This window comes from Nocardia brasiliensis IFM 10847 (genome assembly GCF_000710915.1).
Taxonomy (GTDB): domain Bacteria; phylum Actinomycetota; class Actinomycetes; order Mycobacteriales; family Mycobacteriaceae; genus Nocardia; species Nocardia brasiliensis_A.
The window spans coordinates 1-22095 of the sequence record NZ_BAUA01000049.1 but is presented as its reverse complement, the minus strand read 5'-3'; the positions used below and the strand labels follow the sequence as shown (position 1 = coordinate 22095).

Annotated in this window: 18 protein-coding genes; 15 read left to right on the top strand and 3 right to left on the bottom strand. The window is 68.3% G+C overall.

All coding sequences use genetic code 11. From position 1 onward, the window contains the following. The first annotated feature begins 91 nt into the window (after positions 1–91). From NBRGI_RS10725 to NBRGI_RS10690, 9 genes are all read left to right on the top strand, one after another. On the top strand, positions 92–2410 hold the full coding sequence (locus tag NBRGI_RS10725; protein ID WP_148310771.1) for an ATP-binding protein: 2319 nt from the start codon (positions 92–94) through the stop codon (positions 2408–2410). Between the two features lie 75 nt (positions 2411–2485). Next, positions 2486–3499: a glucose-6-phosphate dehydrogenase (coenzyme-F420) gene (gene fgd, locus NBRGI_RS10720; protein ID WP_148310770.1), complete on the top strand. Its 1014-nt coding sequence runs from the start codon at positions 2486–2488 to the stop codon at positions 3497–3499. A 33-nt stretch (positions 3500–3532) separates the two neighbouring features. Beyond that, positions 3533–4615 carry a nitroreductase/quinone reductase family protein gene (locus NBRGI_RS49865; protein ID WP_063726252.1) on the top strand — a complete coding sequence of 361 codons (1083 nt, stop codon included), beginning with the start codon at positions 3533–3535 and terminating at the stop codon, positions 4613–4615. Positions 4616–4706: 91 nt separating this feature from the next. Further along, positions 4707–5105 carry a hypothetical protein gene (locus NBRGI_RS47370; RefSeq protein ID WP_036558419.1) on the top strand — a complete coding sequence of 133 codons (399 nt, stop codon included), beginning with the start codon at positions 4707–4709 and terminating at the stop codon, positions 5103–5105. A gap of 23 nt (positions 5106–5128) precedes the next feature. After that, positions 5129–6466 (top strand): acyltransferase family protein, encoded by a 1338-nt coding sequence (locus NBRGI_RS10710; protein ID WP_029895053.1) that lies wholly within the window; start codon positions 5129–5131, stop codon positions 6464–6466. 240 nt (positions 6467–6706) lie between these two features. Then, on the top strand, positions 6707–7684 hold the full coding sequence (locus NBRGI_RS10705; RefSeq protein ID WP_029895052.1) for a 3-oxoacyl-ACP synthase III family protein: 978 nt from the start codon (positions 6707–6709) through the stop codon (positions 7682–7684). Between the two features lie 54 nt (positions 7685–7738). After that, positions 7739–9208 carry an MFS transporter gene (locus NBRGI_RS10700; protein WP_029895049.1) on the top strand — a complete coding sequence of 490 codons (1470 nt, stop codon included), beginning with the start codon at positions 7739–7741 and terminating at the stop codon, positions 9206–9208. Positions 9209–9326: 118 nt separating this feature from the next. Beyond that, positions 9327–11417: an FAD/NAD(P)-binding protein gene (locus tag NBRGI_RS10695; RefSeq protein ID WP_081877995.1), complete on the top strand. Its 2091-nt coding sequence runs from the start codon at positions 9327–9329 to the stop codon at positions 11415–11417. Beyond that, positions 11404–12795, top strand: coding sequence for a class-II fumarase/aspartase family protein (locus NBRGI_RS10690; protein WP_029895046.1), 1392 nt, complete (start codon positions 11404–11406; stop codon positions 12793–12795). The genes NBRGI_RS10695 and NBRGI_RS10690 overlap by 14 nt, the downstream gene beginning before the upstream one ends. 69 nt (positions 12796–12864) lie before the next feature. Here the strand turns inward: NBRGI_RS10690 and NBRGI_RS10685 are convergent, their stop codons facing one another. Further along, entirely contained in the window at positions 12865–14178 is a 1314-nt protein-coding gene (locus NBRGI_RS10685) for an LVIVD repeat-containing protein (RefSeq protein WP_235210914.1), read from the bottom strand. 230 nt (positions 14179–14408) lie between these two features. Between NBRGI_RS10685 and NBRGI_RS10680 the strand changes: the two genes are divergently transcribed. The 5 genes from NBRGI_RS10680 (at position 14409) to NBRGI_RS10660 (ending at position 20126) form a co-directional block, all read left to right on the top strand. Continuing rightward, on the top strand, positions 14409–15950 hold the full coding sequence (locus tag NBRGI_RS10680; protein ID WP_148310769.1) for a peptide ABC transporter substrate-binding protein: 1542 nt from the start codon (positions 14409–14411) through the stop codon (positions 15948–15950). A gap of 504 nt (positions 15951–16454) precedes the next feature. Further along, positions 16455–16973: a hypothetical protein gene (locus tag NBRGI_RS10675; protein WP_029895040.1), complete on the top strand. Its 519-nt coding sequence runs from the start codon at positions 16455–16457 to the stop codon at positions 16971–16973. A 48-nt stretch (positions 16974–17021) separates the two neighbouring features. After that, the gene (locus NBRGI_RS45090) at positions 17022–18254 is read left to right on the top strand and encodes a CAP domain-containing protein (protein ID WP_081877993.1); all 1233 of its coding nucleotides are present in this window, start codon (positions 17022–17024) and stop codon (positions 18252–18254) included. Positions 18255–18285: 31 nt separating this feature from the next. Then, a complete protein-coding gene (locus NBRGI_RS10665) occupies positions 18286–18603 on the top strand; it encodes a hypothetical protein (RefSeq protein ID WP_029895037.1) in 318 nt (105 codons plus the stop codon). A gap of 65 nt (positions 18604–18668) precedes the next feature. Continuing rightward, positions 18669–20126: an AMP nucleosidase gene (locus NBRGI_RS10660; protein ID WP_029895035.1), complete on the top strand. Its 1458-nt coding sequence runs from the start codon at positions 18669–18671 to the stop codon at positions 20124–20126. Positions 20127–20129: 3 nt separating this feature from the next. Here the strand turns inward: NBRGI_RS10660 and NBRGI_RS10655 are convergent, their stop codons facing one another. Further along, entirely contained in the window at positions 20130–21041 is a 912-nt protein-coding gene (locus NBRGI_RS10655; RefSeq protein WP_029895033.1) for a PD40 domain-containing protein, read from the bottom strand. A 295-nt stretch (positions 21042–21336) separates the two neighbouring features. On the opposite strand from NBRGI_RS10655, the gene NBRGI_RS10650 reads away from it, so the two are divergent. Beyond that, positions 21337–21807, top strand: a complete 471-nt coding sequence (locus tag NBRGI_RS10650; protein ID WP_063726251.1) for a histone-like nucleoid-structuring protein Lsr2 — start codon at positions 21337–21339, stop codon at positions 21805–21807. A 67-nt stretch (positions 21808–21874) separates the two neighbouring features. Here the strand turns inward: NBRGI_RS10650 and NBRGI_RS10645 are convergent. Then, on the bottom strand, positions 21875–22095 hold a 221-nt coding region (locus tag NBRGI_RS10645), incomplete at its 5' end, for a peptidylprolyl isomerase (protein ID WP_029895030.1).

The following is a 22095-nucleotide window of genomic DNA, read 5'->3' as shown; positions in this document are numbered from 1 at the left end:
ATCAACAGCTTTGGGCCCATGGCGCTGCCGTCGCGCAGCACGGGTCGCACGGCGCCATGGGCCATGGTTGGCCACCAGTGAGGAGGACAACGTGCCGAGTAGTACCAATCTGCAGTGGCCGGCCACAGGGTTGGGCCTGATCACCGACGACGACGCGGATATCGACAGCTTCCGGTTGCCCGGTCTCGTCGGCCGCGACAAGGAAGTCAACGAAATCCGTTGCCTGATGAGCGATCCCCGGGTCCGCCTGCTCACCCTGACCGGACCGGCCGGGGTGGGCAAGAGCCGGGTGGCCCAGGAGGCGCTGGCGCTCAGTGAGTTCCGCACGGCGACAGCCACCGCCGTGGATCTCGCGGAGGCGAGCAATCGGCGTGAGGTCTGGCGAGAGGTATACGCCGCGTTCGGATTCGGGTCCGTCGACAACGCGAGTGCCGATGCCGATGCGACGTTGGCGGCACTCGAAGCCGATCTCGGTCCGGACCGGACCGTCCTGCTGCTGGACAACTGCGATCTGGTCTCGGGCTCGATCGCCCGCGATGTCTCCAGGCTGTTGCAGCGCTGCCCGAATCTGCTTGTCGTAGCGACCAGTCGAGTGGTGCTCAACCTGCAGCGCGAGTACGTCGTCTCGGTGCGCCCGTTGCGTACCCGGTCGGAGTCCGGGCCCTACCGGCCCGCTTCCTCGGCCGCCGCGCAACTGCTGCTGGCCAGTATCGACAGCCGCTACCGGAGCTCGGCGGCGAATCGGCTGGTACTGGATGAGATCGCGCACGAGTTGGACGGGGTGCCGCTGGCGTTGGAGCTGGCCGCGATCACCATCAACCGGATCGGGTCGGCGCAGACGCTGAAGCTGATCCGCTCCGGGGAGGGACTCACCCCGCTGCCGTTCGTGGACATCCCGCTGCGGCATCGGTCGCTGCACGACGCGGTCGCCTGGGGCATCGACCGGCTCGACGAGAGCACCGTCGATGTCCTGCTGCATCTTTCGCTCTGCGAGTCGGCCGTGGATCCGGACACCGTCTCGCTGATGGTCGATCTGGAGGAGACGTTCATCGGCGGCACCTTGAGCACGCTGATCGGGCACAGCCTGTTGCAGCGCACGGTGACCGACGCCGGCCACCCCAGCTACGAACTGCTCGCCACGGTGCGCGCCTACTGCCATCGGCTGTTGCGGACCGACCGGGCGCGCGGCGACCGGATCCGGCGAACCCACGCCGATCGCCTGTGCGAGTTGGCTTTCCGGCTCGCCGACGAGTTGGGCAGGCCGGATCGGCGGGCCGCGGCGCTGCAGCTCGCCGAACAGCGGGTGCACGATTTCCGCGCCACGGTCGCCCGCTCGATCGAGCTGGGCCGGGCTGAACGCGCCGTCGAGGTCGCCGCGCTGCTCGAGGATGTCTGGGTGCACTCCGGGTGCCTGCCCGAGGTGGAACGGACATTGCTCCGATTCCTCGACGATCCGGCGGCGACAGACCCGGCGGTGCCGCGCGCCATGGAACTGCTCGGTGACTGGGCGCTGCGGTCCGGGCGATCCGCACGCGCGGTGGACCTGTTCACCCGCGCGGCGGCGGCCTGCCACCGCGCCGACGACGGCGCGGGGGCCTACCGGGCGACGGTGCGACTCGGCGCCGCCCACCTCGCGGCCGGTCAACCAGCGCGGGCCCGGGAGCAGCTGATGCGTGCGCTGCGCAAAGCGAACAAGGGCGGCGAACGTGAATCGGCCGAGATCTATCTGGAAGTGCTCGCGCTCCCAGAGCCGATCGAGCAACGGGACGAGGACTGGGCCACGATTCAGCATCGTGTGCAGCGGCTCGGCAGCGACGCCGACCGGATGCGCATGCTGAACGCGCTGGCCCACACCCAGCTCGGCGCCGACACCGCGCACCGCGCGCTCGAGTTGTTCCGGACCGCCCTGCGGATTTCGCGCAGCGGAGAGCATGTGCTCGAGACGCTCGTCGCGGTGGAGGGCTGCGCGACCGCCTACCGCATGGCCGACGCCGAATTCGGCGAATCGGCCGCAATGCTGTTCGGCGCGGTGCATCACCTGCGCAACGCCTATGCGATCCCGCTGCCGGACGATATCGGCAGCGAGAATGCGCGGGCCGCGCATCTCATTCGACCGGAAACCGCCGGAAATCTGCGCGATATCGTCGATCGGGCGCTGTCCGGTCCGGCGATTCCCGCCGGTTCCGGCTCGCCGCTGGCCAGCTTGACGAAAAGGCAGCGAGAAATTGCGTTGCTGGTCGCCGACGGTATGACGAACCGAATGATCGCCAGCCAGCTCGGCATTGCCGAATGGACGGTGATCAACCATCTCCGGCTGGTGATGTCCAAGCTGGAGTGCCCATCCAGGCTGCACGTCGCCTTGGTGGTGAAAGGCGAACAAGATCCCCACGCAATGGCAGGTCATTCCTGACAGGGGCTTGTTATTTTTCCAGTCCGGAGTCGGCGATAGGCTCTGGTCAATCCGCAAAACGCAATCGAGGGAATAATCGTGACGGAACTTCGACTCGGATACAAGGCATCGGCGGAACAATTCGCTCCGCGTGAACTTGTCGAGCTCACGGTGTCGGCCGAGGAAAACGGTTTCGACAGCGCCATGATCAGCGATCACTTTCAGCCGTGGCGATTCAACGGCGGGCATGCGCCCTTCTCGCTGGCGTGGCTGGCCGCGGTCGGTGAGCGCACCCGCCGTATTCAGATCGGCACCTCGGTGTTGACGCCGACCTTCCGCTACAACCCGGCCGTGATCGCGCAGGCTTTCGCGACCATGGCCTGCCTCTACCCCGGACGGGTGATGCTGGGCGTCGGATCCGGCGAGGCGCTGAACGAGATCGCCACCGGGTTCATCGGCGAATGGCCCGAGTTCAAGGAGCGGTACGCGCGGCTGCGGGAATCCGTCGAGCTGATGCGGGCGCTGTGGACCGGCGACCGGGTCGACTTCGAGGGCGAGTACTACAAGACCGTCGGCGCGTCCATCTATGACGTTCCCGCCGAAGGCGTTCCGGTGTACATCGCCGCGGGCGGGCCGCTGGTGGCCCGGTACGCGGGCCGGGTCGGCGACGGTTTCATCTGCACCTCCGGCAAGGGCATGGATCTCTACACCGAGAAGCTGATGCCCGCGGTCGCCGAGGGCGCCGAGAAGGCGGGCCGCACCGTGGCCGACGTCGACACCATGATCGAAATCAAACTCTCCTACGAGACGGATTACGACCTGGCCCTGCAGAACACACGGTTCTGGGCGCCGTTGTCGCTCACCCCGGAGCAGAAGCACAGCATCTCCGATCCGATCGAGATGGAGGCCGCGGCCGACGCACTGCCGATCGAGCAGATCGCCAAGCGCTGGATCGTCGGCACCGACCCCGACGAAGTGGTCTCCCGCATCGAGCCCTACATCGATGCAGGCATGCGGCACTTGGTCTTCCACGCCCCCGGGCACGACCAGTCCCGATTCCTCGAGCTGTTCGCCAGGGACCTCGCGCCCCGGCTGCGCAAGCTCGGCTAGCTCCTCGACCACCCAGACCCGACAGGATTGACAATGCAGAAACTCACGGTGGAGCGCGTCATCGCGGCTCCGATCGAGACGGTCTTCAACTGGTTCGCCGATACCGAGAACTACTCGGCCTCTCAGGCTGTGTTGCAGAACAAGCTGATCGAGCCGGCCGCCGACGTGCCCTACGGTGTCGGCGCGGTCCGCAAGGTCACCTGGTTCTTCGGCCGATACACCGAGCGCATCACCACCTACGACGCCCCGCGCAAGATCGGCTGGGTGATCGAGAGCGGTTTCCCGGCCATCCGGCACCAGGGGGCCGAGCTGAACTTCAGCGAGGTGGCGGGCGGCACCCGGGTCGTGCTGACCACCACGGCCGAGGCCGCGATCCCGTTCGGCGCCGACTTCGCCACGCGCACTTTCGGTTTCCCGGTGCTCGCGGCCGGCTACCGCAGCGTGCTGAAGACCGCCGAGGTGGCGATCACCTCGCCGCGCAAGGCGCAGCAACGCACCCGGCAGGGCTGGCTCGCCAAGCCGCGCAACTACATCTTCGACCAGGTGCTGAAGCTGATCCGCAACATCCACCACCTGATGCTGAAGGTCAGCGGTGGCAAGTGGGGCAACAAGCAATTCGGCATGGCCGCCATCGAATTGCATGTGCTGGGCCGCAAGTCGAAGGCGCGGCGCACCGCCGTGCTGTGGGTGCCGGTCATGGAACCGGGCCGCGTGGTGCTGGTGGCGTCCAAGGAAGGCGACGACCGCGATCCCGAGTGGTACAAGAACCTGGTCGCCACTCCCGAGGTGGAGTTGACCATCGACGGTGTCACCACACCGTGGCTGGCGCACACCGCCGATCGCGCGGAGAAGGCCGAGCTGTGGCCGCGGATCGTCAAGGCGTACCACGGTTTCGCGGTCTACCAGACCCGCACCGACCGCGATATTCCGGTCGTCGTGTGCGTCCCGCGCGAGGACGTGGGCTCCGCGGCGGACCAGGCGTTCGCGGCGGGGCGGGCCAAGGCCGCGAGCAAGGCGAACGAGGCCGCCACGTCGAACGGCGCGGCCGGTGCCACCAAGGCGGCAGGCGCCACCAAGGCAGCCGGTGCGGTCAAACCCGCCGCCGCCCGTAAGTAATTCGAAAACGGGGGATCGAAAAGCCTTACCCGGCATTCGGTCCCGTCCATGTATCTGATCGCCATATGTATCCGATTGAGGTGTTGACGTGATGAAATCCCTTCTGCCAATTCGTGTAGCTCTGGCGGTTCTCGGCAGCGCGGCCATCGTGACCGCTACTGCGGCCTGCGGCAGCGACTCCGATTCGTCGACCACGACGCCGAGCACCTCGGCCGTCGTCCCGGCCCCGGTCGCCAGCTCCTCGCAGGCGCCCGCGCCCGCTCCGGAACCTGCGCCCGCCCCGGCCCCGGCGCCCGCTCCCGAACCCGCCCCCGCTCCTGCCCCCGCCCCGGCACCGGAGCCCGCCCCGGCACCCGCGCCGAAGCCCGCTCCTGCTCCCGCCCCGGCGCCGAAGCCCGCGCCGAAGCCGGCCCCGGAGCCCGCGCCCGCGCCGAAGCCGGCCCCGCCGACCCTGTCGGACCCCGGCTTCGATCCGAAGCCCGGCTACTGAGCACGCGATAGAACGAGGTCGCCGTGACCGACACCCGATCGACACCGCGGGGAACCCCCGCGGTGTCGCCCGAGATCGCGCAAAGCCGCCCAGCCCTGCCGTCGCTGACGGGGGCCAGGTGGTGGGCGGCATTCGCCGTCTTTCTCCTACATGCCCTGGTGTTTCTGCCGGTCTATCCGTTCCAGAAATCGGAACTGTTCCGTCAGATCCACTTCTTCATGCCCATGCAGCTGGGGGCGGCCGGCGTCACGTTCTTCTTCGTGCTCTCCGGATTCATCATCTACTGGTCGTTCAAGCCCGGCGCTTCGGTGCTGCGGTTCTATTGGCGGCGCGTACTGAAGATCTATCCGTCGCACCTGGTGGCGGCGCTGGCCTTCATCGTGGTCGCCAGTGTGCCGCTGCACCGTCTGGTGGTCTGGGTGCCGAACCTGCTGCTGGTGCACACCTGGATTCCGAAGTCCACCACCGTCGGTGGGCTCAATGTGCCGTCCTGGTCGCTGGCCTCGGAGATGCTGTTCTACCTCAGCTTCCCGCTGGTGCTGCCGCTGGTCCGGCGCATCCGCACCGAACATCTGGTGCGGGCGATGGTGGTGCTGTTCCTGTTCATCCTCGCGCTGCACACCGCGTATTTCCTGTTCGTCGACGGCCCGAAGGGCATCGAGAACGCTTTCGCGCCGAGGCTGGTGCCCGGTGATGCCTCGCCGATGTATGAATTGCACGCCTCGCCCGCGTGGTTCGCCCGCGACGACATCCCGGTGGCGCTGTCGTACTGGCTGAGCTACAACTTCCCGCTGTCGCGGCTGCCCGAGTTCTTCCTCGGCGTGCTCGCGGCCCGGATGGTGCTCGAGGGCCGGTGGCGCAACGTCAAGATGGGTCCGCCGCTGGCACTGCTCGCGGTCGCCTACGCGGCCACCTGGGTGCTGCCGGTGAACTACAAGATGTCGGCGCTGCTGCTGGCGCCGATGACCGCGGTGGTGGCCACGCTCGCCGCGCGGGATCTGCAAGGCATCCCGGGTTTGAATTCGTCCAAGACGATGGTGTGGCTCGGGAACGTCTCGTTCGCCTTCTATCTGATCCAGTTCCCGGTGATGGTGCTGATCACCAGACTGTTCATCGGCGGGCATCAGTTCGGCTGGGCCGGCTGGCTGGGGTGGGCACTGTTGTCCATGGTCGTCTCGACCGTGGCCGGCGCGGCCATGTACCACTGGATCGATCTGCCACTGATGACCCGGTTCTCCGGTCGCCGGCGCACCGCGCCGAAGAGCGCGGAGGAACCGGAAACCATGGTGGTGTCGAGCGAACCGAAGCCCGTGGTGGCGAGTTCGAACGAACCGCAGACAGTGAATTCCACCGTCCGTTGACCTGCCACCCATAACGCACCGGCCGCTCGGACATGCACCTCCGGCGGCCGGTGCCTTTTTATTCGAGCAGAAACAACGGTGGATCATCATGCGCCAAGAACTTGCGGAACGGCCGCAGAAAACCGCATATCCGGCAGGGAATTCCCGTGTCGCCGACCACCGCACGCCGTGCTATTGCGGCTGCGCCGCGGCCGAATATTCGGCCGCCGTCGACGGCATTCATGCCAGGAGGAACGTCACGTGAACAACATCGCCGTGCTCGGCACCGGGTCCTATCTGCCGGATCGCATCGTGTCCAACAGTGAGGTCGGCTCCGGCGCCGACGTCGACAGCGAATGGATCATCCGCAAGACCGCGATTCGCGAGCGGCGCTGGGCCCTGCCGGACCAGGCGACCTCCGACTTGGCGACCCGCGCGGCGAGCGCCGCGCTGGACGCCGCGGGCATCGGTGCGGACGAGGTGAGCGCGATCGTGGTCGCGACCTCCACGCCCGATCACCCGCAACCGCCCACCGCCGCCTTCGTCCAGCACAACCTCGGCGCCCGCGGCGCCTCGGCCTTCGACGTGAACGCGGTGTGCTCGGGCTTCGTCTTCGCGCTCTCCGCGGTAGAGGCCGCGATCGCGCGGGCCGGCGGGGGATACGGGCTGGTCGTGGGCGCCGACGTCTACTCCAGGATTCTCAATCCGGCGGACCGGCGCACGGTGGTGCTGTTCGGTGACGGCGCGGGCGCGGTGGTGCTCGGGCCGTCCGCGTCCGGCGGCCTGCGCCGATTCGGCCTGCACACCTTCGGCGATCTGACCTCGCTGATCCGGGTCCCGGCCGGCGGCAGCCGCCAGCCCTACGATCCGGCCGCGCACGAACTCGGGGCGCAGTACTTCACGATGGACGGCCGCGGCGTCCGGGCCTTCGTCAACGGGTCGCTGCCCGTGCTGGTCAAGCAGTTCCTGCACGACTCCGGCGTGGCGCCGGACGACATCACCCACCTGATTCCGCACCAGGCCAACGGCGTCATGCTGGCCGCACTGGCGGAGGAACTCGGGCTGGTCAACGCCACTATGCACACGACGGTTCGCTATTACGGGAACACGGGTGCCGCGTCGATACCGATCACCCTCGACAACGCGGCACGCACGGGCGGGATACGCCCGGGCGACAAAGTTCTGCTCGTCGGCTTCGGGGGCGGAATGGCGGTGGGGCTCACCCTCGTCGAGTGGTGAGGCGCCGCACAGCCGAAATACGACTTCATTCATCCCGGAAAGAGAGACAGCGTAGTGAGTGCACCTACCGAGTCACCGTCCTTTCTCGCGACCCGCCGCGGCAAGCTCACGCTGGTGCTGCTGTGCACGGCCGCGTTCCTCGACTTCGTCGACAGTTCGATCGTCAATCTCGCACTCCCGGCGATCCAGGGCGAGATGGATCTGTCGGTGTCCACCCTGCAGTGGATCACCACCGGCTACCTGCTGACCTACGGCGGTCTGATGCTGCTCGGCGGGCGCCTGGCCGACCTGCTCGGGCGGCGCCGGATCCTCATGGCGGGCACCGCCATCATCGGAATCTCCTCGGCCGCAGCAGGTCTGGCGCAGAACAGCGAACTGCTGATCGGCGCCCGGTTCACCCAGGGCATCGGCGCCGCGCTCATGCTGCCCGCCGCGCTGTCGATCCTGACCACGAGTTTCCGCAGCGGCACCGACCGCAGTACCGCGCTCGGTGTATGGGCGGGCATCGCCGGTCTCGGCGCCGCGTCCGGGCTGCTGCTCGGCGGTCTGATCACCCAGGGGCCCGGCTGGCGGTGGGTGTTCTACGTCAACGTGCCGGTCTGCATCCTGATCATGATCGTGCTGCCGCTGCTGGTGCCCAGCGACCGGCGCAACGACATCAAGGGCAGTTTCGACATCCTCGGCACCGCGCTCGGCACCGGTGGCCTGATGACGCTGGTCTACGGACTGGTCGAGGCGCCGGAGCACGGATGGGGCAGTGCCCGTACGGTTCTCGTGCTGGCGGCGGCCGCCGCGCTGCTGGTCGGCTTCGTGATCAACGAGCACAAGATCTCGAATCCGCTGGTACCGCTGTCGATCTTTCGCATCCGTGGCCTCGGCGCCGCCGACGTGACGCAGATGCTGGTGGCCGCGGGCATGATGTCGCTGTTCTTCTTCATCACCCTCTACACCCAGGAAGTACTCGGCTGGGGGGAGATCAAGGCGGGTCTGGCCTACCTGCCGTTCAGCGCGACCATCGTGGTGGTCTCCGGCGTGACGACGAAGATCGTGCCGCGCACCGGAACCCGTCCGGTGATCATCGTCGGCTCCGTGATCACCGGCATCGGCATCTTCCTGCTCGCGCAGATCCCGACCGACGGCGCGTACCTGTCGGACCTGTTGCCCGGCTTGATGATCACGGCCGCCGGCTCGGCCGCGGTGTTCGTCGCCAATACCACCGCGGCCAACGCGGGCGTGCCCGCGGACAAGGCCGGATTGGCCGCCGCGCTGCTCAGCACCGCGCAGCAACTCGGTGTCGCCATCGGTGTCGCGGTGCTCACCGCGATCTCCATCTCGCACACCAACACCGAGCTGGCGCACGGTGCGCTGCCGCTGGACGCGACGACCGCCGGGTTCCGGCGCGCGCTGCTGGTCGCGGCGATCTTCGCGACGGTGGGCGCGCTGACCGCGCTGCGCACGGTCAACACGCGCGGCGAAGAAGCGGACGCCGTGGTGGAATCGCGACCCGAAAAGGTGGTCGTCTGACGCTGTCACCATGCCCGGGTACCGATTCCGGTACCCGGGCGCACAGCTGTCTCCGGACATGGCCAGGTCTGTGTCTGTAACCCGCATCGCTACGCGCGAATCTGATGAAGGTGACACCGTGTCCAGCCACAAACTAGGAACCCGTGAACTGATAACTCCACCCCGCGTCGAGGAACCCGAAGACGGCGATCAATCGGCAGTGGTGCTCTATCCCGAGACGCTGCGCAGGTTCCCCCGGCCCGACCGCTCAGGAGCACCCGACGCACTGCGCATCGCCGTGGTCGGTGTCGGCCCGCGCGGGCTGAGCTGCTACGAGCGGATCTGCGCCAATATCGTGCGCAACGGCGATCGCTTCCGCACCGAGATCTATCTGATCGATTCGACCCGGGTCGGCACCGGATCGGTCTGGCGCACCGACCAATCCGCACATCTGCTGATGAATACGGTGGCCTCGCAGGTGACGATATTCACCGACGACAGTGTGGCGATGGAAGGTCCCGTGGTGCCGGGGCCGAGTCTGTACGAATGGACGAGTTTCCTGGCGAAGGTCGGCAATTTCGCCGACCTGCCCGACGAGTTCTACGCGGAGGCGTGCCGCACCGCCCCCAATACCTATCCCACCCGCGCCATCTACGGCTACTACCTGCGCTGGGCCTACGAGCACATCCGCGATCGATACGCCGGCTGGGTGCGCACCTACGAGATCACCGCCACCGCAACCGATCTGCGCGACGATCCGACGGGTCGCCAAGAGCTGACGCTGGATACGGGGGAGCGCATCGACGCGCTGAACGCGGTGGTGCTCGCGCAGGGCCACGTCTCGCCACGGCAGCCGGTGGATCCGGGCTGGCCCGTCGGACAGGTGCAGCGGTTGGGGCTGCTGCACATCGCCCCGGTCAACGCCGCCGATGTCGACATCGATCAGGTACCCGAGCGGGAAACCACGATCATCCGCGGTCTCGGCCTGACCTTCTTCGACTACATGGCGCTGCTGACGGTCGGCCGGGACGGCCGATTCGAGCAGACCGACACCGACGGGGTGCTGAAGTACATCCCGTCCGGGCGGGAGCCGTTGATCGTGGCGGGGTGCCGTCGCGGCGTACCGCATCACGCCCGCGGCGAGAATCAGAAGGGCATCGACGAACGCCACATTCCCACCCTGCTCGACCCGCTGCGGATCGCCGAATTACGCAGCCGGGCAGATCGTTTCGGTGACATCTCGTTCCGGCGCGACGTATGGCCCCTGGTCGCTCGGGAGGTGGAGACGGTCTACTACTCGTTGGTGATCGACGATCAGATCAGTCCCCGTGAGCTGCGCGGTTTCCGCGCGCGCTACCTCGCGGCGCCGACCGAGCAGGCGGCCGCGGCCATCCTCGACGAGTACCGGATCGCGCCGGAGCAGCGGTGGAATTGGGAGCTGCTCGGCGATCCCACCGCAGGCCGGCACTTCGGCGGCGTCGCCGAATTCCACAGCTGGCTGGTCGATTACCTGGACGCCGATGTGCGCAACGCCCGGCTCGGCAATGTGCGCGGCCCGGTCAAGGCAACCCTGGACGTGCTGCGGGATCTGCGCAACGAGGTGCGCCTGATCGTCGACCACGGTGGTATCACCGGCCAGTCGTACCGCGACGATCTCGACGGTTGGTACACGCCGTTGAACGCCTTCCTCTCGATCGGCCCGCCCACCGCGCGGATCGCCGAACTGGCGGCGCTGATCAGAGCGGGCGTCGTGCGGATCATCGGGCCGGGCATGCGGGTGCGGCTCGACGCCGAGGCGGGATGCTTCGTGGCGAGTTCGCCCATGGTGGCAGGCTCGACGGTGACCGGCAGCGTGCTCATCGACGCGCGGCTGCCCGAGCCAGATCTGCGGGCGACCGGCGACGTGCTGTTGCGGAATCTGCTGCGATCGGAGGATATTCGAGGTTTCACCCTGACGAACCCCGACGGCAGCCACTACCGCACCGGAGGTCTGGAGGTGGCCCGTGACTCGCACGCGGTCCTCGACGCCGCCGGCCGGCCGCATCCGCGTCGTTTCGCGCTCGGCGTGCCCACCGAGGCCGTGCACTGGGTGACCGCGGCCGGGCCGCGGCCCGGCGTGAACTCGGTGACGCTGTCCGACAGCGACAGCGTCGCGCGTTCCATCCTCACCGCCTACCGGACGGCGGCCGGCCCGCCGCAGCGAAAGGACTACGCCGATGGTCATAGATAAGGGATTGCTGTCCCCGGTGCGCGCGGGCGTGCCGGTGGAGTCGGTGGTGTCCGACGACGCCTGGCTGGAGGCGATGCTGGAGGTCGAGCTCGCCCTGGCCCGCGCGCAGGCGCGGCTCGGCCTGATCCCGGTGGACGCCGTCGGGCAGATCACCGCGGCGGTCGGCGCCCATCGATTCGATGCGCGCGCGATCGCCACCGCCGCGCGCGGGGCCGCGAATCCCGTGGTGTCGTTCGTACAGCAGTTGCAGCGCGTGGTCGCCGAAACCGATTCGGCCGCCGCCGATCACGTGCACTGGGGTTCGACCAGCCAGGACATCTTCGACACGGCGTCGATGCTGGTCGCGGCGCGGGCGTCGACGGCGATCATCGCCGACGTGGAGGCGAGCGTCGACTCGCTGGCCCGGCTCGCCGACCAGCACCGCGATACCGTGATCGCCGCCAGAACCCTGGGCATGCACGCGGTGCCGACCACCTTCGGGGCCCGGGTCAGCACCTGGATCCAGGGCCTGCTGGCCGCGGCCGAGCGGCTGCGGCGGGTCCGCGAGCACGGTCTGCCCGTCCAACTCGGCGGTGCCGCAGGGACATTCGCGTCCTACGTGGAATGTGCCCGGCGCAGCGGCGGCGCGCTGGCCGACGCGAGTCCGGCGCAGATCTACGCCCGGTTGACCGACGAGTTCGCCGCGGAGCTGTCGCTGACGCCCAGCGCGGCGCCCTGGCACAGCGTCCGGACGCCGATCGCCGATCTCGGTGCCGCGCTGGCCACCACCTCGGGCGCGCTCGGCAAATTCGCCGTCGACGTGCTCTCCCAGGCCCGGACCGAGGTGATGGAGGTGTACGAGCCCGCCGCGGTCGGCCGCGGCGAGTCCTCGGCCATGCCGCAGAAGCGCAATCCGGTGCTCGCCACCATGATCCGGTCCGCCTCGCTGCAGGTGCCGGCGCTGACGTCCACTCTGTTCGCCGCGATGCTCGCCGAGGACGAACGCTCACCCGGCGCCTGGCATGCCGAGTGGCAACCGCTGCGGGAGTGCCTGCTGCTGGTCGGCGGCAGCGCGCACACCGCAGCCGAACTGGCCGAAGGCCTGCGCGCAGACGAGGCCCGGATGAGCGAGATCCTCGCCATGAGTCACGGCCAGCTGGTCTCGGAGCGCCTGTCGATCCGCCTGACTCCGCTGCTCGGTCGCGTCCAAGCCAAGAAGGTCTTGCAGGCGGCCGCTTTCGAAGCCGCGGAGTCCGGTGCATCGCTGGCCGATGTGCTGTGCGCCAATCCCACGGTCAGCGAGCGGCTCGGCGCCGAGGAGATCCGCGAGTTGCTCCGCCCGCAGAACTATCTCGGTATCGCGCCCACCCTGCTCGACCAGGTGCTCGAGCAGCGCTGAGTGCACTGCTGCTGCCCCGCATACGTTTTCGTATGCGGGGCAGCTTTTTTGCGTTGTGCGGCAGTCGGTTCAGGCCGTGAGCTGGAGGATGTCGATGCCGCGGTTGTTGTCGGCCACGTAGGCGAAACCGCGGTGCCAGTACGGTGCCCAGGCGGCGGCATCGGCGGGACGGTAGTACGCGATCTGCTTGGGCTTGGTCGGGTCGCTGACGTCCAGGAACCGGGTGCCCTGGGCGTAGAACGACTGCACCAGGACCTTGTCGCGGACATCGAAGTAGTGGGCCGAACAATCCGCCGAGGCGGGATCGCTGCCTTCCTGCCCGGCCACACCCCAGGTGCCGATCGTTTTGAGCCGGTACGGCCGCTGCGGCGTCGATCGCCACCCTTCACCACCGTAGGACCCCTCCAGCGACGCGATCACCAGCACGCCGTCGCCCGCGCAGCCGTCGAGGAAGCTCTCCTCGGTGGCGTAGATCAGGTTCCCGTTGCCCCAGTGCCCGGCGCTGCCGCCGTCCTGGGCGCGGCCGCCGACCGGCCGGAAACTGTTGTGCATGAACTTGGACGGCGCGGCCGTCTCGTTGATCCCACCGCCGGCGTAGGGCACCGGATCGGTCGGCGACGCGGGCCGGACTTTGCCGGTCACCGGGTCCTTGTGCATGCCCTCGGTCCAATATCCGCGCACGCCACCGCGACCGGAGGCCCAGGCGACACCCGCCGCGTCTATCTGGACGTCGTGCACGTAATCGGTCTTGCCATCGTTGCGCGCCAACTCGATCGGCTGAGGAAAGACCTTCGGCTTGCGCGGATCCCGGATATCGGTGACCCAGATCGGGCGGCCACCCCAATCGGCGGGCTGGCTGTCCGCCTTGGCCGGACCGCCGGTCCACAGATACTGGCAGTCGTTGATGCAGCTGGTGGTGTGGCCCGCCGGCACCTTGACGTAGCTCAACACGGTCGGCTTCTCCGGCTTGGCCAGATCCACGATGTACACGCCGGATTCACCCGTGCGCACGTTGCCGCCGAAGGCGCGCGGATCGCGGGACAGGAACACGCGCTTGCGTACCGGGTCGACCTCGGTGTCCTCGGTTTCCCACATGCCCGGCATGTCCAGCTTGCCGATCAGTTTCGGGGCCGCCGGATTCGCGGTCAGTTCATAGGTTTTCAAGCCGAACTCGCCGGAGACCACCATCACGTCCCGGTGGCCGTACTGGAGGAACTGCAATGCGATCGCGCCTTGCGCATCCGGCACGTTGCCGACCGCCTTGACGTTCTTCTCCGCGCCGGGGGCACCCGTGGACCGGGCGGCGGTGGCACGTGGACCGTGCGTTTCCTCCTCCCCACAGGCCATGGCGGGCAGCGTGGTCGCGGCGAGCGCCGCAGTCACGGTGACCAAGAGCAGAGACGAGCGGAGCAACCAACGGCGCACGACTACCTCCCAGCGGGCCATGAATTCCCCATGACCGGGGATGCTCGGTCATGGGGAAGCCTCACTGTAAGTGTCGCCGTGGCGAATTCGCGATACCCACATCGCGATACCGCAACTGGGGAACAACTTTCGCGCGGCGCGTCCCATGATGCCTCAGGCGGGTGTGTGATTCGCGCGGCGGAGGGTGAATGATGCTGGCAATTCTGGTGATACAGGTGCGACGGGCGCTCTTCGAGCGGCCGTCGGCGAGGCCGGGATGGTGCGGGCCGCTCGCGGTGCTGTGCGCCGCGCTGCTGCTCGGCAGCGCCGGCTGCGCCGAGACGCGGGAGGCGGCGGCCCGGCCCGGCGTCTTGACGGTCGGCATCGGCGAACCGGCCGGACTCGTCCCCGGCGATCTGCGTGACCAGGCCGGTCGGCTACTGGCCGGCGCATTGTGGACACCACTGGTGGACTACGACGCGGCCACCGGGCGGACCGTTCCCCGGGCCGCGGCGGCGATCTCGACCGCGGACCGGATCACCTGGCAGATCGACCTGCGCACCGATGGCCGCTTTCACGACGGAACGCCGGTGACCGCGAAATCCTATGTGGACACCTGGCGCGCCGTGGTCGAACAGCGATGGAGCGGTGCGGGCGCGCTCACCGAGGTGTTGCGCGCCGCGGAGATCAGCGCACCGAGCGAGTACACCCTGCGTATCGTGCTCGACCGGCCGTTCGGCCAGGTGCCCGCCGTGCTCGCGGCGCAGGCCCTGCTGCCGCTGCCCGCTTCGGTGCTGGCCTCCCGGGATTGGACCGGCTTCGCCGCGCAGCCGATCGGCAACGGGCCGTTCCGGTTGGCGGGCCCGTGGCGAGCGGGGTCGGGCGGACGGCTCGAGCGGGTCGCGGACGTCGCGGGCAAAGTCCGTGCGATCGAATTCCGGGTCGGTACGCCCGCCGAGCAGTACGACCAGGTGAAGGCGGGTGAGCTGGATCTGGTCGCCGCGGTGCCCGGGGAGCGGCACGACGCCATGCATCACGACTTCGCCGAGCGCCACGTCATGTGGCCGCTGCCGGAAGCGGACTACCTGGCATTCCCGCTGTCGGACAAGCGTTTCGAAGACGCGGCGGCGCGATTCGCGTTCGCCATGGCGGTGGATCGCCCGGCTCTGGCCGCGGGACCGCTGGCGCGGCAGGCAGATCCCGCGAGCACGCTGTTGCCGCCCGGTGTCGCGCCCGGCGAACGGTCGGCCACCTGCCGTCCGTGCCGCCACGACGGGCCCGCGGCGAAGTCGCTGCTCGGGCAGGTTTCCTTCACCGGCCCGGTCAGCGTGTATTTCGATGCCGGGCAGGAGCATTGGGCACGGTCGCTCGCCGAGCAGTGGCACACGGCGCTCGGCGTGGCGGCGACCGCGCGGCCGCGGGACGGGGAGGCGGGCGCACCCGTGGACGGCCCGTTCGTGGTGTCCCGTTCGCTGCGCACGGCCAGCCCACACGAGCTGCTCAGCGCTCTTGCCCGCGCCGCCGGGTACGTCGACGACGGGTTCACCCAGCTGCTGGCCGCCGCCGATGCCGCGGACGTCACGGTGGACAGCGCTCAGCTGTATCGCCTCGCCGAGAACCAACTACTGCGCGACCTGCCGATCGCACCCCTGTGGTCCGGTCACGGCCACGCGGTCTGGGCACCGCGGGTGCACGACGTCGCCGCGACCCCGTTGCGCGGCATCGACCTTGCCGCGATTTCGGTGAGCTGATCGTTAGGCGGCGTGCTCGCCGCGCACATTTCATTGCCCCGCGCGGGTGTCAGTTGAGCGACACGCGCGCGGGGCGCGAAACATTGCGCGGCAGCGACCGTCGCGGTGCGGAGGGTGGATGTCGGCGTGTCGGTGCACCGTCGACGGGGCGGCCCTGGACCAGAGCCGCTGCTACTGAAGGTGGTTGGGCTCGGCTCGGCTCGGTACGGGCCGGCTACGTCGTGATCCGGTGTGATCCGGGTGTGATTGTGCCGTGATTGAGCGGATGCGCTTTTAATCGCGCCTCAACTTGCCTTTTAGAATGCGGCGCACAACTCGTCGTCCGGTGCGCCGCGTCCTAGTCTCGGATCAGTGCTCGACCATCCGGTGCAACCGGGAGCCAGGCCACCGACCAATGCTGCTCGGCGGGTTCCGACAGGCGGATCCACCTCGGCGGCGACCAGCCTGATCCATTGGCGGACAGGCGATTCGGCGCGCGGCCGACCGTATCGAAGGAAAGAATTCATGGGTAAGCACAGCGCACCTCGTAAAAATCATGTCCCGGCGCAATTGGCAATTCTGTCGACGGCCACACTGATCGGCCTCGGTATCTCGGCGCAGAGTGGCGCGGGTGCGGCCACGGCGGATTCGACCATCACCGCGACGCACCGGACCGACGACGTGGCGCCCGCCCCGGCGAAGCGGGTGGGCGGTGCGGTCGCCCAGACCGTCAGCCACCACGGCGGGCAGGAGAGCCGCAACGCGGTGCCGCCGAAGAAGCGCAAGCCGAAGCCCGCCGCGGACAAGCCCAAGCCCGCGGCGGACAAGCCCAAGGCGGCGCCGGATCCGTTGGAGCTGTTGAACAGTGGCAGCGCCGCGCTGAGCGGACTGGCGAAGAGCCTGAACACCGGCAGCTCGGCCATCGCCCCGCTGGGCAAGGCGCTCGGCACCGGCAGCACGGCGGTGTCCGGCAGCGCTAGCAGCGGCAGCGCGGGCCTGGGCGGGTTGGCCCCGCTGCTCGGCCTGCTCTCCGGCAGCGCCTGAGCGCCGGCCCGGCGAGGTCACTGCCAACGAGCAACGAGAAGGCAATCGATGGGGAAACACAGCGCACCGCGGAAGAACCGCTTTTCTCCCGCGACCATGCTCACACTGTCCACCGCGTTCGGGGTGTCGGCCTTCGCCGTCACGATCGCCGGAACCTCCAGGGCCGCAGCGGCTCCCGAATCCGGTTCGCCGGCCGAGCAGGTGATCGGTCTGACCAATGCCGCGCGGGCCGAGGCGGGCTGTTCGGATCTGAAGGCGGACAAGTTGCTCACCGCCGCCGCACAGGCGCATACGAAAGACATGGCGGACAACGGTTTTCTTGACCACAACTCGTCGAAGGGCGATCCCGGCGACCGGATCGGCGCGGCCGGGTATCAGGCCCAGGGTTGGGCCGAGAACATCGCCGAGGGGCAGACGAGTGCGTCCGAGGTCGTCGACGCGTGGATGAACAGCGAGGGGCACCGGGCGAACATCCTGGACTGCAAGCTGCAGGACATCGGGGTCGGTTATGCCAAGAGCAGTAACGGAACCCCCTATTGGACACAGGATTTCGGGATCTCGGACGGTTCCGGCAAGGACAAGGACGACAAAGGCAAAGACGACAAGGACAAGGACAAGGACGACAAGGGTAAGGACAAAGAAAAGGACAAGGGGAAACCGTCGGGTGGTGACAAGGACAAGCCGTCGGGTGGTGACAAAGACAAACCGTCGGGTGGTGACAAGGACAAACCGTCCGGCGGTGACAACGACGAGCCCGGTAGCGACGACGAAGCACCCGGTGGCGAGGACTCTTCGACCGAAGCCGGCGACGACGGTTTCGGCGACACCAGCGACGAAGGCTCGGACCCGTCGTCCGGCGACGAAGGCGATCGGTCCGGCGAGGACAGTTCGACCGAGGACGAAACCGGGGCGTTCGAGGACCCCTGGAGCGAAGGTTCCGACGACAGCGAGCCGTCCGGTGATTCCTGGAGCGAGGATGCCGGCGATGCGACGCAGGACAGCGATGATTCGTCGTTCGACCCGTGGAGCAACGGCTTCGACGACTTCGCCGAGGACGGTGCGACGCCGGACACCGGCGATTCGTTCGATCCCTGGAGCAACGGCTTCGACGACGGGCTCGGCGATCTCACCGGCGGCGGTGACGCATACGGCGGCCTCGGCGACGTCTTCGGTGAATTCGGCGACGAGTTCGGCGGGCTCGGCGATGCGCTCGGCGGGCTAGGCGCCGTGGGCGACGCCCTGGGCGGGCTCACCGCCGGCGGTCCGGGCGGGGCCTGGTAGCGCTCGGATCCAGGCACAGAAGGAGTTCGATATGGCGCTCTACATCACCGCCTGGTCGATGACCAGCGATACCACCCCGGAGTTCGCCTCCCGTACCGCGGCGCACGACCGCAAAGCCTGGTGCCTCAGCTGGCTGCCCCACCGCATGCTCACCTTCGAGCAGGCCAGGGCGGGTATGGAATTGGACGAACTGCTGAGCGATCCGGGCAGCGTGCACGACGGCATGGCGCTGGCTCTGGCCGACAACTGCGCGGGCCGGATCGGCTTGCTGCGCGAGCAGGCGGTGCTGCTGCTGGCGAAACGGATGGCCGCTCGATCCGCGGCGGGGGCCGTCACCAGCGCACTTTGAAGGCGCGTCGGGCTTGAAATACGGTGTCCTCACGACGGCTGGGCGAACGTGAGCTGGGAGGACACATGCCGGGCAGGCACGAAGGCACCTCGTTGACCGGGGCCGAGGCGCTGGACCGCCTGGACGCGCTCTATCAGCAGTCGGTCGGCGCGCTGCGGACCGCGTTACGGGACTTCGTCGAGAACGGCACCGTGCCGGACGCGGCCGCGCGCGCCGCCGGCGTGTTCGCCTACCCGGAACTGCGGATCAGCTGGGACGGTGACGCCGCGCCGAAGAACCGCTCCCGCGCGTGGGGGCGGTTCACCCGTCCGGGCAGCTACGCCAGCACCGTTACCCGGCCCGACCTGCTGCGCCACTATCTGTCGGAGCAGTTGGCGATGATCGAACACGACTACGACGTGCGCGTCGAAGTGTCGCCGTCGCACCAGGACATTCCGTTCCCGTACGTGATCGATCGCGCCGACCTCGCGCTGGATCGCTCGATGGCCGCGGCGCTCGCGAAGTATTTCCCCACCACCGACCTGGCCACGATCGGTGACGAAACCGCGGACGGCATCCTCGATCCGGCCGACACCTTCCCGCTCAGTCATTTCGACGCATTGCGCACCGACTTCTCGCTGGCCCGGTTGCAGCATTACACGGGCACGCCCGCCGAGCACTTCCAGTCGTTCGTACTGTTCACCAATTACTCGCGCTATGTCGACGAGTTCGTGCGCTGGGCGGGCGAGCAGATCGCCGATCCGGACGGCCCCTATGACCGTCTCTCCTGCGCGGGCGGCACCGTGATCAGCGCCGAGACCGCGGGCGTCGGGCTGATCTCCGATCTCGCGTGGAAGAAACATCAGATGCCGGCCTGGCATCTCACCGCGCCCGGACGGCGCGGCATCACCCTGGTGAACATCGGTGTCGGCCCGTCGAACGCGAAGACCATCTGCGATCACCTCGCCGTGCTGCGCCCGCACGCCTGGTTGATGATCGGCCACTGCGGCGGGCTGCGCGAGAGCCAGGCGATCGGCGACTACGTGCTCGCGCACGCCTATCTGCGTGACGACCATGTGCTGGATTCCGTACTGCCGCCGGATATTCCGATTCCCAGCATCGCGGAGGTGCAGCGGGCGCTGTACGACGCGACCAAGACGGTGAGCGGCATGCCGGGCGAAGCGGTGAAGCAGCGGTTGCGCACCGGCACGGTGGTCACCACCGACGACCGGAACTGGGAGCTGCGCTATTCGGCGTCGGCCCTGCGGTTCAACCTCAGCCGCGCGGTCGCCGTCGATATGGAAAGCGCCACCATCGCGGCACAGGGCTATCGCTTCCGGGTGCCCTACGGCACGCTGCTGTGTGTCTCGGACAAGCCGCTGCACGGCGAGATCAAGCTGCCGGGTCAGGCGAACCGCTTCTACGAGGGCGCCATCTCCGAGCATCTCCAAATCGGTATCCGCGCAGTGGAATTCCTGCGTGCCGAGGGGGACCGGCTGCATTCTCGCAAGCTGCGCACGTTCAACGAGCCGCCGTTCCGCTAGGGCTCAGCCCAGGATCCGCGTCGGGATGCGCCAGAGGGCCGTGGCGGATTCGCCGTCGGCGCTGGACTCGAAGGTGATCCAGCGTCCGTCCGGTGACCAGCTCGGTGCGCCGTCGTAGTGTTCGGAGGTGGTGACGCGTACGGGCAGGCCGGTGCCGTCGGCCCGGCGCGCGAAGATCTGCGCGTGCGGGGTGTGCGCGTGATCGGAGGAGTACACCACCCAGTTCCCGTCCGGCGAGAAGCTGGCGTCGGTGTCCTCGTCCGCGCCGGCGGTGAGCGTCGCGCGTCCGGTGCCGTCCGGCGCGATGGTGACCAGGTCCCAGTCCGCGGAATCCGCACGGCGCGACTGGAATACGATCCGATCACCGCGCGGGGACCAGTTCGGCTGCCGGTTGTCGGTGTCGGTGCCCGGGCCGTCCACTAGTTCGATGGGCAGGCCGTCGGCTCGGCGCACCTTCCAGATGCTGCCGCGTGCACCGGGGCCGGTCTGGGTGTCGTTGTCCTGGAAGACGATCCATTCGCCGTCCGGGGCGAAGCTGGGCTCGGTGTAACCGCGGATGCTGTCGTGTGTGGTCACCCGCGTCGGTGCGCTGCCCGGGGCGATCGTCCAGATCTCGTCCAGGTCGGTGACGTCATAGGAGAAGGCGATCAGCCCGGTCGGCTTGTTCCACGCGGCGCCCGGCAGATTCACCGCCGCCTGATCGCCTTTGCGCACCAGCACTTCCGGCGGCCCACCGGACGTGCGCAGCAGCCACAAACTCGCCCCACCGAGGTTGTAGCCCGCGTCGAACTGCGTGAACACCAAGGCATTGCCGTCCGGTGAAAAGGCGGCGTTCTGCGCGCTCGCCCGCCCGGCCGGTCGATACAACAGTTCGGCTCCGTCCGGCCGGGTGACCGCGTCCTTGTGCTCGACCATGCTTTCCCGCTCTCGATTCGTTCGTGCTCCGCTCCCGGCCCGCCCACCCTGACATGGTCACCTCGTCGGTGTCGCCGGTCCGGTTCGCTCATCGAAATATCCGCGCCACTTGCCGCGACGATCCACCGGGAATGCGTACGAATTGCGCGGATCGGTGATGCGGTGCGGCTATCTTCGCCGCCGGATTTCAAAGCTGAAAATGCGCTCCGGGCAACGTATGCAACTGTATGTCGCGGTATCCGTCGTGCTAACGTCGCCGCTGACCCGCTCCGTATTTCCTCGAAGGGAATCAAGAATGGCAAGGCAAATCATCGAGGCGTTGATCGACGACCTTGACGGCTCGAAGGCTGATGAAACGGTCTCGTTCGGTTTCGATGGCCGCATGTACGAAATCGACCTGTCGTATGCGAACGCGGCCAAGCTGCGTGCCCTCGTCGATCCGTGGGCGGAAAAGGCGCGCAAGACGGGCCGCGCCGGTGCGCGCGCGAGCGCCACCCCGCGGGCCCGCAGCGCCTCGGGCGACGGCCAGCTCGCCGCCATCCGGACCTGGGCCGCCGAGAACGGCCACCGGGTTTCGACGCGCGGCCGGATCTCGGCCGAGGTCACCGCCGCCTACCGGGCCGCGCACGAAGCGCCGGAGGCCGCCCCGGTCGAGGCCGCCAAGGCGCCCGCGGCGAATTCGAAGAAGCCCGCGGTGCCCTCGTTCGTCGAACCCGCCAAGAAGACCGCGAAGAAGACGGGCAAGAAGGTCGCCGCAGGCGTCTAGTCCGGAGGCCGGTCGGCCGCTCGGCCCCAAAGGTGGGGCGGCTCTTCGGTTCCGGCCGGCGCGGCGTTCAGGACAGCGTGGCGCTGGTGATCACGACCGGCTCGGCGGGCAGGCCGTCGCGCGGCCCGCGTTCGGTCGGCGTGATACCCGCGGCGACCATGCGATCCAGGACATCCATACCGGCTACGACCTGACCGAGCACCGAGTAGTTCGCCGGAATATTGGCGAACGAATGGACGATGAAGAATTCGCTGCCATTGGTGCCGGGGCCCTGGTTGCCCATCGCCA